Source organism: Bacteroidota bacterium (genome assembly GCA_017303975.1).
Taxonomy (GTDB): domain Bacteria; phylum Bacteroidota; class Bacteroidia; order JAFLBG01; family JAFLBG01; genus JAFLBG01.
The window spans coordinates 52,152-65,466 of sequence record JAFLBG010000016.1; the positions used below are offsets into that span (position 1 = coordinate 52,152).

General features: G+C 36.3%; 9 protein-coding genes. 3 read left to right on the forward strand and 6 right to left on the reverse strand.

Annotation, left to right across the window (positions count from 1 at the left end; all coding sequences use genetic code 11):
* Positions 1 to 33: 33 nt before the first annotated feature.
* Positions 34 to 1,140 (reverse strand): hypothetical protein, encoded by a 1,107-nt coding sequence (locus J0M08_07385; protein MBN8702871.1) that lies wholly within the window; start codon positions 1,138 to 1,140, stop codon positions 34 to 36.
* Between the two features lie 12 nt (positions 1,141 to 1,152).
* Positions 1,153 to 2,280, reverse strand: a complete 1,128-nt coding sequence (locus tag J0M08_07390) for an SPFH domain-containing protein (GenBank protein MBN8702872.1) — start codon at positions 2,278 to 2,280, stop codon at positions 1,153 to 1,155.
* 262 nt (positions 2,281 to 2,542) lie between these two features.
* Here J0M08_07390 and J0M08_07395 point away from each other — a divergent pair, with 262 nt between their 5' ends.
* Complete coding sequence (locus J0M08_07395) at positions 2,543 to 2,914, forward strand: hypothetical protein (GenBank protein ID MBN8702873.1); 372 nt, start codon at positions 2,543 to 2,545, stop codon at positions 2,912 to 2,914.
* Positions 2,915 to 3,057: 143 nt separating this feature from the next.
* Here J0M08_07395 and pckA read toward each other — a convergent pair whose 3' ends face one another.
* Positions 3,058 to 4,671, reverse strand: coding sequence for a phosphoenolpyruvate carboxykinase (ATP) (gene pckA, locus J0M08_07400; protein ID MBN8702874.1), 1,614 nt, complete (start codon positions 4,669 to 4,671; stop codon positions 3,058 to 3,060).
* Between the two features lie 225 nt (positions 4,672 to 4,896).
* Entirely contained in the window at positions 4,897 to 6,162 is a 1,266-nt protein-coding gene (locus J0M08_07405) for an ABC transporter permease (GenBank protein ID MBN8702875.1), read from the reverse strand.
* A 92-nt stretch (positions 6,163 to 6,254) separates the two neighbouring features.
* Between J0M08_07405 and J0M08_07410 the strand changes: the two genes are divergently transcribed.
* The gene (locus tag J0M08_07410; protein ID MBN8702876.1) at positions 6,255 to 9,641 is read left to right on the forward strand and encodes a gliding motility-associated C-terminal domain-containing protein; all 3,387 of its coding nucleotides are present in this window, start codon (positions 6,255 to 6,257) and stop codon (positions 9,639 to 9,641) included.
* Between the two features lie 146 nt (positions 9,642 to 9,787).
* Positions 9,788 to 10,987 carry a DUF1343 domain-containing protein gene (locus J0M08_07415; protein ID MBN8702877.1) on the forward strand — a complete coding sequence of 400 codons (1,200 nt, stop codon included), beginning with the start codon at positions 9,788 to 9,790 and terminating at the stop codon, positions 10,985 to 10,987.
* A 98-nt stretch (positions 10,988 to 11,085) separates the two neighbouring features.
* Here J0M08_07415 and J0M08_07420 read toward each other — a convergent pair whose 3' ends face one another.
* Together J0M08_07420 and J0M08_07425 are read right to left on the reverse strand one after the other, a co-directional pair.
* A complete protein-coding gene (locus tag J0M08_07420; GenBank protein MBN8702878.1) occupies positions 11,086 to 12,237 on the reverse strand; it encodes a T9SS type A sorting domain-containing protein in 1,152 nt (383 codons plus the stop codon).
* A 107-nt stretch (positions 12,238 to 12,344) separates the two neighbouring features.
* Positions 12,345 to 13,315: T9SS type A sorting domain-containing protein (locus tag J0M08_07425; protein MBN8702879.1), on the reverse strand; the 971-nt coding region annotated here is incomplete at its 5' end.

Here is a 13,315-nt window from a genome sequence, read left to right on the forward strand (position 1 = left end):
GCAGCCCTCTTTGTTTTTGGGTGTATCTGAAATTTATTCGGTGCCAAATGTTGTGTACAGTAGCCAAATTAGAGTTATGAAAAAAATTACAGCAAGTGTAACTTTTATTATGCTTAAAGGATAATCCCCTTGCACTTCTCCAGTTCTGCCATTCACCAAAAAGGTGTATAGCTTGTTGTTGTATCTGTAACCGCTAATCCAAATGGGTAATAGTAAGTGTTTGAATTTTATATCTGTATAATTTATATCCATAGTTGAAATGCGCTGACTATCGCCACCAATATCACTTCTTACAGTGCTTTCAATTGCAACTTTCATTTTTGCTTTTCCATTTTCGAATCCTGATTTTAAATCAATTTGATATTGTTCGGATTTAAAACCACTAATATACTTTTCATCGTATACTACCAAATTTTGCAAATCCCATGGCTCTAGGTTATTGGCGTACCCAACTGGAAGCGAAGTGCTGGCAACAACCAATGTGTCATCAAATAAATTTTCAACGTAGCCGCTACATGGGTACCAATCGGTTACAGTTCTGCTTCGTTGAACAGTCTTTCCATTTTCAGTAGTAGTATAGAATACTGTTCTATTGATTCCTTTTTGTCCGGTATAATTAGTTTTGGTATGACTATCAAAAGTCCAATAGGGAATGTATATGCCTTGCAATTGCTTCTTTTGAGCCAGCTCAACAATTCCGGATGGAGCAAAGATTTTACCTTTAAGCCATTTTTTAAAACGAACACTAGCTTCTGAGGACTCTATTTTAAATGGAAGCAGATAGGAAGGTTTTATGATCTCACAATCGGTAGCATTGTTTATCACAATTGGTGAGCCACAAAATGCGCAATTGTCGGCCGTTACATTTGGCTTTAAATCTGTACTTGCGCCACATGAATTACATTTTACAACATGTACTTTTTGTTTGAGATTAGAAGGGATTTCATTTTCCGAAATAAATTTTTCGTAATCATTTTCATGAATAATAACCGCTTCGTTTTCGGAACGTATGCTATTGGTTGTTCCGCAATGTATACACTTTAATTCACCGGATTTGATGTTGTATGTCAATGCCGAGCCGCAGCCTTTACATTTAATAGTATTGCCAATCAAATCGGTATTTTTTTCTGTTGATTCCATTTGGGAAATCTTTTATCCTATTGGAGGCGGAACAGGCGGAATGCTGGTAAAGATTGATTTTAACTCGTCAAACTTTTCAGCAGCAATCCAGTTTTCCATTCCGGTTTTCCAAATAAAAGTTTCCTTTTTTATGTTTCCTTGTTGAACAAGTTGTGTGAGTTGAGATAAACTCATTGGTCCATTTTGTTGGCCATTTAAGGAAACAAAGTATTGAATTCCATCAGGTGGTGGTGGTGGTGTTTTATTTACTCCTGAGTTATTTTGTTGATTGTTGTTGGATTGTAAATTTTGGTTCATGGCATTTGCCATCATGTTTCCTACGCCTAGTCCAATACCCATTCCTACGCCCGCTCCGGCAGTTCCACCTTCGTTTTGGGCTGCTAGTTCAATGCTGTTAGCTGCATTAAATTGGGTGAGTTTTTGCATATCTATCTTATCTAAACGACTGTACTTGAAAATTTCTTTTTTTAGGTCGTCCGGTAAGGATATATTTTCAATATTAAAATCAGTAAGTTTTAAGCCATAAACATCAAGCATAGGAGAAATTTTTTCCTTAAGCAGATCGGAAAGCTCGTCAATATTGCCTGCTACTTTTTCTATAGGAATATTGCTTTCTCCAAGTGCATCAGTAGCCTTTCTTACAACCCATGTTCGTATCTGATCCTGAATAAGAGATGTTTCGTAGGTAGTATTAGTTCCGGAAATTTCTTTCAAAAATTTTATAGCATCACTAATTTGAATGCTGTAATTACCAAAGGCTCTAAATTCAACAAATCCAAAGCGAGCATCATTTAGTGTAATTGGGTTTTTTGTTCCCCATTTTAAATTAGCGAATTGCTTGGTGCTTACATAAAATACATCAGCCTTAAACGGACTGTCAAACCCGTATTTCCAACCTTTTAAGGTTGTCATAATAGGCATATTTTGCGTTGTTAACGTATGCAAGCCGGGACCAAAAGTGTCGGCAAATTTCCCTTCATTCATAAATACGGCTAACTGGCTTTCGCGAACAGTAAGTTTCGCATTCATTTTTATTTCATTTTGATAGCGTGGGAATTTCCAAACTAATACATCGTTTTGGTCATCAACCCATTCAATAATATCAATGAATTCGCCTTTTATTTTGTCAAATAGTCCCATCTCTATTTTTTTTGGTTTATTATAAGTTACAAAATAATATTTGTAAAAGGTAAAGTTTTTGTGAGATAGAATTGTTCGTACAAATAGAGCTTGATAGAATTTGTACATTAGAATTAACTACTCATTTATGTGCTCTTTTCCGTTGCTTTTTGCCGTTGCGCCAAACGGAAAAGCCGAAGACATATTGTGTTTTTTTTTTGTAAATACACCTTGATTTTACTTTTTTTTGAGCGTAGATTAAAGTAAACCAAAACGTCAAACCATGAAAAATAAATTTATTTCTTTTTGTGTATTAGCAACATGTTTGTTAATCACAAGCACAACTCAAGCACAAGTATATGCAACAGTAGCAGGATATAAAGATGGAGCCACAGTTAAGGTTTCAGAACTCCTTAATGACTGCTCTTTGCTTGCATCCGATTCTACCTATAAGATAATTTCATTTGATTTTTCTTGTATTTATAAAGAGCAGTTAAACCTTCTTCAGTCTAAGGATAATAAATTGACACAAGACATGAAGAATCTATTAAATGCAAAAGAACATCCTGCAAAAATTTATATTGAAAGCATAACAGCTATAAAGGATGGAGAAAAAAAGAAGTTGAAAGGGGTTAATTTAGTTTTAGTTGATTGAGAATCCCCTTTGTTTAGCAGCGCACAGCGAGCAGATTATGGTATTGCATAAGTTTTTTTGCCAAAAATTTGATGGATACAAAAAAGCCGACAACACTGGTTTGTCGGCTTTTTTGTGTAAGAATGCACTCTGTAGGCTAAAAACTATGCGTTAACCGCTACTTTTGGAGCAGCAGCCATAATTTCTTCGTTAGCAGCACTTGCAAAATTCTCGAAATTTTTGATGAATGAAGCAGCCAAGCTATTTGCCTTGGTATCAAACGCTTCTTTATCTTTCCAGGTATTTCTAGGGTTTAAAATTTCTGCAGGGATGTTTGTACAAGCTGTTGGAACACTTAGTCCAAATATTGGAAGTGTTTCAAATTTTACTTTATCGAGCTCTCCATTTAATGCAGCAGTAATTAATGCTCTTGTATAAGAAAGTTTTATTCTGCTTCCTACACCATAAGCACCACCTGTCCATCCTGTGTTTATAAGCCAAACATTTACTTTGTTTTCTTTTAATTTTTTACCAAGTAGTTCGGCATATTTTGTTGGATGTAATGGTAAAAATGCTTTCCCAAAACAAGCCGAGAACGTTAAGGTTGGTTCTGTAATCCCAACTTCCGTTCCTGCCACTTTTGCTGTATAACCTGAAATAAAGTGATACATTGCCTGACCGGTTGTAAGCTTAGAGATAGGAGGCAATACACCGTATGCATCACATGTTAAGAAAAAAATATTTTTAGGAATTCCTCCAACAGAAGGTTCTACCGCATTGCCAATATGGTTTATTGGATATGCAGCTCTTGTGTTTTCTGTTTTTGAAATGTTGTCGTAATCTACAGTTGATGTGCCTTCAAACACTTCTATGTTTTCTACTAACGCACCGAATTTTATGGCATCAAATATTTGGGGTTCTTTTTCTTTCGAAAGATTTACGCATTTTGCATAACATCCTCCTTCAAAATTAAAAATAGTATTGTCTCCCCAACCATGTTCATCATCGCCTATCAACCCTCTGTTAGGGTCGGCAGAAAGTGTTGTTTTTCCTGTGCCCGATAATCCAAAGAAAATGGCTGTATCGCCATCTTTTCCAATATTCGCAGAGCAGTGCATTGATAATACACCTTTGTCTTGCGGTAAAATATAATTTAGTAATGTAAATATTCCTTTTTTAATCTCTCCGGTGTAACCTGTTCCGCCAATTAAAATAACCTTGCGTGTCATGTTTAGGATAGCGAAATTATGCTGTCTAGTGCCATCTAATTCAGGCTTTGCCATAAAACTAGGTACGCAAAGTATTGTCCATTCCGGTACAAAATTTTCAATTTCGGCTTTAGTAGGGCGAAGAAATAAATTGTTTGCAAATAAGTTAGCCCAAGGAGTCTCCGTTACTACACGAATATTCAATCTGTATTTAGGATCAGCACAAGCGTATGTATCTCTAACATATACTTCTTTATCCTTTAAATAAGCGGCTACTTTGTCATATAATTTATCAAATTTATCCGCATCAAATTTATAGTTTACATCCCCCCACCAAACAGTATCTTTTGTAATAGTATCGTAAACAAGAAACTTATCTTTAGGCGAGCGACCTGTAAATTCGCCAGTTTCAATAGCCAACGCGCCTGTATCAGTTAAAAAACCTTCGCCTTTAAGTATTGTCTCCTCTACTAACTGTGCTGGAGTATAATTCCAATATGCCGCTGCAACATGCTTTAAACCTAAATCTGCCACAGTTGCATTTTTGCCTCTTAAGCCTATTTCGTTCATTTTTTTGGTTTTAGAATAAGGCACAAATTTAACAAATCTAGACTAAAGAAACCCTATTCTAGGGCTTATAAACAAGTTTTCAACAAGTTGGCGGGTGGGTGAAAAGCGTAATGAATTGATTATCTATATAGTAGGCTTTTTGCAAAATTCAACCACAACACTTTTTTGTTAATAAATTGAAAAATTAGCGCTTTTTTTGGGCTATTCTAAACATTTTCTAACCGTTTATTCAAACTTTATAGATTTGATAGGCGATATTTTAGATATGATGTAGGATGGGATAATTAGAAAAAGTATGCAACAAATTACAATCAATAAATTTAGCAGTCCAATAGATACAAAGTCAATATTTATAGGCACAACTGATAAATAATAGGTTTCTTTAGCAAGGGTTAAAAATTCAAATTTTTGTTGCAGAAAACACAATCCAATACCCAAAATGTTTCCCGCCAAAATCCCAACAAATAAAATGTATAAAGCGTGATACAGAAAAATTTTTCGAATAGTAAAATTTTTTGCTCCAATAGCTTTTAAAATACCAATTAAATTGGTTTGCTCGAGTATAAGTATAAGCAACGTGGCAATCATATTAATGCTGGCTACAATTATCATGAGAGCTATTACAATAATGGCATTCATGTCTTGAAGGTCTAGCCATGAAAATATTGTTGGGTTTGCTTGCTGAATTGTTTTTGAAGAATACAAAGGTCCTATTTCTGTACTTATATAATCTGCGGTAGGGTTTAAATTTTCAATTGTATGCAGCAGTATTTCAAAGCCTGCAATCTGATTGGGCGGCCAGTAATTTATTTTTTGCAGTTGTTGTATATCAACCCAAACCGATTTTTTATCAAAGTCTTCTAAACCGGTATCAAAAATGCCACAAATTTTAAAATCTCGAATTCGTTGCTCGTATTGCACAATAGCGGAATCGGAATTTTCGTAATCTTTTTTTTGAGTAACAAAATAGATAAACAACTTATCTCCAATTTTAAGATGTAGTCGAGACGCAACAATTTTAGAAATTAGAATATCTTTTGAAATACTATCGCTGCTAATATTGGGTAATCTGCCTTCTGTTAAATTGGTTTGCAGAAAATTCCAGTTGTAAGACGAGTCTACTCCTTTTAAAACAACACCTTCTATTTCATCTTGTGTTTTAATAATTCCATTTTTTACAATAAAAGGCTGAATGCTTTTGATGTTAGGGTGTTTTTTCAAATCCTCTAAAAATGCTTGATTGCTAGCAATTGGGAGCGGCTCTCCGGAATTATTGTCGTCAAAATTTGTTATTTGCACATGTGCTCCAAATCCGGCAACCTTATCACGTATGGCTTGCTGAAAACCGGTAACAATAGAAACGGTAATAATCATTACTGCCAGTCCTAGTGCTACAGCTATATTGGCAATACGAATAATAGGTTTAGAAAATTGCCCTTGTTTGGATGAAGAGAAAATTAATTTCTTAGCTATGAAGAATGCTGTATTCAAGTAAAGTAGTAATTAAACAAACACTTAAACATAGCTATTTCTTTTTGAGAATTTTAAAAAAAAATGTAAATTGAAAGGACAATCCTCCTAAAATGTTTATAAAGCAACATTTACGCTTAGTTGTCTTTTTTCTGCTATTAATAAATTCACTAGTTTATAGAAGCTCTATTGCTGCAACTCAAACAAATTCATTAACAATTACTGCAAGTAAAACTAATTTGTGCAATGGGGGTTCTACTTCTTACAAAGCCATTACAAAGGGGGCTTATAATGGAAATATTTCTTATAAGTGGTATTTTCCGGGAGGTTCTCCTTCTTTTTCTACATTAAAGAATCCCTCAGTTTCTTATAGCACAAGTGGCAGTTATCCTGTAAAGCTTGTTGTCACTGCAAAAAATATTACTGATTCAATTTCTTACAATTCGTTTATAACCGTAAAGTCACCCATTGCTGCCATGTCAGCAACTGTTGCTTTGCCAGTTTGCGTTGTAAGTTCACAAATGCTTGAGCCTTCTGTAACTGGTGGTTTCGGTTCTTATAAATATAGTTGGAATACAGGTGCTACTACAAAAGCAGTAAGTAATCTAAAACAAGGGACTTATTCTTTGGTAGTAACAGATGCAAATAATTGCTCCACACAAACCTCTGTAATGCTAAAAGCAGCAGGCGATTTAACGGTAACGGTTACAACCACCAGTTTGTCGTGCAGCGGTGGAAATAATGCAATAGCCTGTGTTAATGCAAGTGGTGGAGTTGGTCCTTATTCTTATACCTGGAGTACAGGAGAAACAACACAATGTATTAGTGGGCTTGGGCCTGGCACTTATTCTGTTAGTGTAATTGATGGGGGCGCAAATTGTCATATCCCTGCTGTTGCGGTAATTTTACCCGTAAGTACGTTGGGGCTATCGCTTACAACTAATTCGGTAGTTTGTTTTAGTCAAAGTAATGGTTCGGTTTCTGCAAATCCTTCCGGAGGAAGTGGTGGATATACCTATGTTTGGAGCAATCTAGCTACGAGTTCAACTATTAGTGGAGTTCCAATAGGTGTTTATTCTGTAACCGTTAACGATGGAGGTGGTTGTAGTGCCATAGCTACAAGTACTGTCAATGGACCTACTCAACTTAATTCTACAATTTGGGCAAATACAGTAGCTTGTGGAGCTGCCGTCACAACCGCATCTGTTGCTGTTTCTGGAGGTGTTGGCTCTTATACATACAACTGGAGTAATGGTGCTACTGGTAATCCGATAAATAATGCCCCTGTTGGTGTTGTATCCGTTACAGTGCTAGATGCGAATAGTTGTAGTATTACAAAATCTGTAACGGTTACATCAAATTCACAAATAACAGTTAACATAACCACTACAAGTGTTTCTTGTAATGGTGGTAGTACCGGAAATGCCTCTGTTCAAGCATCCGGAGGAAGTGGCAACTATACGTATGTTTGGAGTAATTTATCTACAGGTGCATCCATTACTAATATTTTAGCCGGAGTTTATTCTGTAACAGTTGATGATGGTAGTGGATGTGTAATTTTTGCTAGTGCATCTGTTGCAGAGCCTATCGCTTTAAGTGCACTAATTTCGGCTACCAATATTGGTTGTACAGGCTCAGGCACTGGTGCAGCGTTGGCTACTGTTAGCGGTGGCTCAGGTAGCTACACCTATTTGTGGAGCACCAACGCTACTTTACAACAAGTAAATAATTTAACTGTGGGTACTTACTCTGTAGTTGTAACAGATGGTAATCTTTGTTCGATTTCTAATACAGTTTCCATAACCCAAAATAGTGCGCTAACTGCAAGTGTAACTTCTGTAAATGCAAATTGCAATCAAGCGGATGGCTCTGCGCTGGTTATAGTATCTGGAGGTTCAGGAGCATATACATATTTGTGGAGTAATGCACAATTCAATGCACAAGCTACCTCATTAGTAGCGGGTCTTTACACTGTAACAGTTACCGAAGGTGTTAATTGTTTGGTTCAAGCCACCGTTAATGTGTCAAATAATTCAGGCGTTTCAGCACAACTTGTTTCTACTAATTCTGTTTCATGTTACAGTGGTACAAATGGTAGCATAGAGGTTGTGGGCACCGGTGGAAGTATTCCGTATCAATATTCGTGGAACACCTCCTCGAATAATCCGCAGCTGTCGGCACTATCCGCAGGGGTTTATACTTGTACGGTAAAAGATAATCAGGGTTGTGTCGATTTTATTTCTGTTACAATTTCTGAACCACCCTTGTTAACAACTACTATCAATTCAACATCTGTTACCTGTAATGGAGGTTCTGACGGAACAGCGGATGTCTTTGTGTTGGGCGGAACTCCTTCATACTCTTATCAATGGAGCAACGGTTTTTCGCTCTTGCAAATAGCTGGTTTAACAACAGGAACATACTCCGTAATTATTGCTGATGCCAATGGATGTACAAGTACATCTACAGTGTTGATTTCTGAGCCACCGCTTTTGACGGTAACTATCTCGGGAAATAGTATGGTATGCAGCGGGCAACAGACAAGCATTTCTGCAACGGCATCAGGAGGAAGCCCTACTTATATGTATAGTTGGAATAATTCATTCACAGGGCAAAATTTACAGCTAACTGTAACAGGCCTAACAACACTTACTGTTGTAGCAATTGATAATAACGGGTGTACTGCTTTTTCAACAAGTGTGATAGATAATTTTTCTGTAACACCGGTTTCTTTTACAGCTAACGATACCAGCGGATGTCCGGAACATTGTGTTGTTTTTTCTATTGTAAACGCTTTTGCTCAAAATGTGAATTGGGATTTTGGAGATGGCAATACTTCTGCTTTGAACAATCCAACACACTGTTACTCTGCCTCAGGCGCATACGCTGTTTCGCTTACTTTAATTGATGCAAACGGATGCGCTGCTACACAAACGAAAAATAATTATATACAAGTTGTTGGAAAGCCTACCGCCAATTTTACTGCAACTCCTTTAACGACAAGTATTTTAGATCCACTTGTTCAATTTACAGATAATAGTGTTGGTGCTGCTACCTGGTTGTGGAGCTTTGGGGATGGGAATCATTCTACTTCTACAAATCAGAATACTACTTTTTCGTACGATCAAATTGGAGATTATAATGTAACACTGCTTGTTGCAAACTCCGATGGTTGTATGGATAGTACAACCTTAACGATTTCTATAACGCCAGATTTTTTGTTGTACATTCCCAATACCTTTACTCCGAATGATGACGGTAGAAACGATGTTTTTTTACCTTACGGTGTAGGAGTAAGTTTTGAAAAATATGTTTTGGAAATATTTGATAGGTGGGGCAATTTGATTTGGGAAACTACTCAGTGGGGCGAAGGCTGGGATGGAAGAGCTAACGGAGGAGCAGATGTTTCGCAACAAGAAGTGTACGTGTATAAAATATCAGCGAAAGATGTTTTGGGCTACAAGCATTCATTTGTAGGAAATGTAAATCTTATAAAATAGTAGTTGAAAGGAATCCCAAATTTTCTTATTTAGAGAGTTAGTGCGCTTTATTGAAAAAGCATCTACTATCTAATTTCATTTAATTATTCTACTATCGGGGCATAGTATTTGTTAGCGTAATACTATATTTGTGTTTACAGAAAATTATGCGCATTCTAATTTCAAAGAAGAGATTTCTTTTTTTATTACTAGCTCAATTAAATATTCTTGTTTTTGCACAACAGCGTAAAACAGTTACAGAAATTTTATCCGGAGCAGATAATACCGAATCGTATTTACAACTAATTCGCAATTCGGCTGTAGCCATTGTTACTAATCAAACCGGAGTAATTGGAAATAAAACCCATATAGTAGATAGTTTACTTACAAGAGGGATTAATGTAAAAAAAATATTTGCTCCGGAACACGGATTCCGGGGTGTAGCAGATGCCGGAGAGCATTTAAAAAGTGGAAAGGATAAGCGCACCGGACTTCCAATTGTTTCTTTATACGGGAAAAACTACAAACCTAATGCAGCAGATTTACAGGATGTAGATGTGGTTTTGTTTGACATACAAGATGTCGGAGCTCGATTTTATACCTATATCTCCACATTACACTATGTTATGGAGGCATGTGCCGAAAACAATAAGCAACTTATTGTATTAGACAGACCAAACCCGAATGGTTTTTATATTGATGGTCCTGTGTTGGAAGAAAAGAATAAATCGTTTGTTGGCATGCATCCGGTACCTATTGTTTATGGTATGACAATTGGAGAATATGCCAAAATGATTAATGGCGAAGAATGGCTGGCAAATAAAATGAAATGTAATTTGATAGTCATACCACTCACTAATTATTCTCATTCCGATTTATATGAACTGCCCATAAAGCCCTCTCCTAATTTGCCAAATAATACTGCAATTTATTTATATCCCTCATTGGCTCTGTTTGAAGGTACTAATGTAAGTGTTGGTCGTGGTACAAACTTTCCATTTCAAGTAGTTGGTAAACCGGGTTTAAAGAAAATGAAATTTAGCTTTACTCCGATTTCTACCCAAGGAGCAAAAGAACCCATGCATAAAAACATAAAATGCTACGGGTATGATTTACGTAGCGATACAACTGCTGTAAGCTCAAGAAAAATAAATTTATTTTGGTTGATGGAAAGCTACAAGTTAAGCGTAGAAAAGGAAAAATATTTTAATAATTATTTTAATTCTTTAGCAGGAAACGCAACTTTAAAGCAACAAGTAATAGATGGAGTATCCGAAGAGAATATAAGAAAATCGTGGGAGGGAGATCTGCAAAAATTCAAACAAATACGAAAAAAGTATTTGTTGTATGATGATTTTAAGGAGTAATTTTTTTCCAAAATCTCGAGTATATAATACGATAACCTGCATAAAAAAAAGAGGTGGTTCTTATTAAGAACCACCTCTTTTTTATGCTTTTATAATTATTACTGCTTTACAATTTTCTTTGTAATAACATTGTCGTTATTGTTTATCTGTATGTAATACACACCATTTGTATGGTTGTTTAAATCAATTTCTAATTTATTAGAAACAGAATTTACCACAGAATACACAACTTGTCCTTTTATATCAAACACAGTAACAGTAGCGTTGTTTAAATTCTCTATAGAATTTAAAGTAAACATTCCTGAAGTTGGGTTTGGATATAACGAGAAGCCGTTCGCATCAGTATCTTCAATCGACATAGGATCAGAAGCGGAGGCGCAAATAGTGAAAGTAGTAGTAGCTGGGGCTGCAGAATAATAGTCGTACACACGAACGAAATATGTTTGGCCTATTGTAAGTCCTGTGCCTACTAGGTACTCAATTCCACCAAGATTAAAATCATTGTCTTCGCACTTAATCTCTGTATTGGATGCGCATGATGAATAAAGAGAAATTACCGCATCAAAACTAGACGAGCCAGTTACTTTTATGCCATTTGTAGCAGCTGTTGCAACAAATGAGTACCATACATCATCAGTGGCTGTTCCTGTACATGCTGTTGGGTTAGATAGTGTTGCACCTGCTACATCCCCAACTGTAGGAGATGTGCAAGCACTACCAACAGAAAGTGCAATAGCTCCAGAGCACTCATCATTAGATGGAGCAGGCGGTGGTGGTGGTGCTTGATAAACACAAACATCAAATGTTCCTCTTACAGAAGTTCCTAAATAAAACACCGCCATATAATATGTCTGACCAATTGTTAGTCCGGTGAAATTAAATAGGTTAGGTGAATTATCGCACTTAACCTCTGTTAATGAAGAGCAAGACCCAGAAAACAAAGAGTATCCAATTTCCTCTGTAGTGTTACTTCTATTTGAAATTTGAACATCGATATTTGATGCAGTTGCAACAAATGAATACCAAACGTCATCATCATTTGATGAAAACCAACAACCGGAAAGTGTTGCTACTACTGTAGATTGTGTGGCTGCTGTGGTAGTTGCCGTTGTTACAGTGCATGAAGCTGTATTGGTTGCAACAGATAATGCCACAGCACCAGAGCATTCGTCATTTGAAGGTTGTGCAAATGCACTTAAAAAAGATAGTTGCAAAACACTTGCAAGTAATAATTTGTAGATTTTTTTCATATGTGAAATTTGTTTTAAATTTTGCCCAAAGGTATCATTTATTTGCATAAAAAGCGAAAGCCTTAGAATGTTTATATTCCAAGACTTTCGCTTGCAAAATAAATCTGTTATTGCTTTACAATCTTTTTAGTAATTACATTGTCGTTATTGCTAATTTGCACGTAGTAAATGCCGTTAGTATTAGCGCTCAAGTCAATTTCTACTTTGTTAGAAACAGAATTTACTACAGAATACACAACTTGACCTTTTATATCAAACACCGTAACAGTAGCGTTGTTTAAATTCTCAGCAGAATTTAACGTAAACGTACCGGTAGTAGGGTTTGGATATAAAGAGAAGCCGTTTGCATCAATTTCTTCTTCTCCTAATGCAGTAGTATTTACAACACACATGTCAAACGTGCCAGTTGTTCCTGTACCATTATAGAAAGCGCATATGTAATATGTTTGACCAACAGTTAATCCCCAAATTGGAGCATTGGAGTTTAACCCATTTTGTGCAATTTCTATCAAAGAGCCGCAACTTCCATTGAATACACTCCAGCCAATAGTTCCGGAAGGAGAGAAGTTAGATCCAGTAATTCTAGCTCCGCTAGCACCTGCCACAAAGCTATACCACACTCCATCATCGTATGAGCTTGACCAAAAGGAAGAATTATACGACTCTGTAGTTGCTCCAAATGTATTTACAGTTGTGTTTGTGCAAGAGGTAGTACTTGTAGAAACTGTAATTGGAATTGCTCCTGAACATGCATCATTTGCTGGTGGTGGAGGTATAGTTGACACACACACATTAAAAGATGTTGTTTGTCCAGTTGTGCTGGTCCAAGAGTAAACTCTAATGTAGTAAGTGTTTCCGATTGTTAAACCACTAACAACACTGTTGTTTGGGTCACTACAAACTAATGAAGAGCCAAGAGCGCCACATGTTCCGCCATATACTACATGATACAAATCTGAGGTAGAGCCAGTAACATTTAGAAGCTCAATTTTATGTGCCGTAGCTGTTGCCACAAAAGAAAACCAAACATCGTCATCATCTGTTCCAGAGCAACTATTTGATTGAGAAGAGGCTGTTG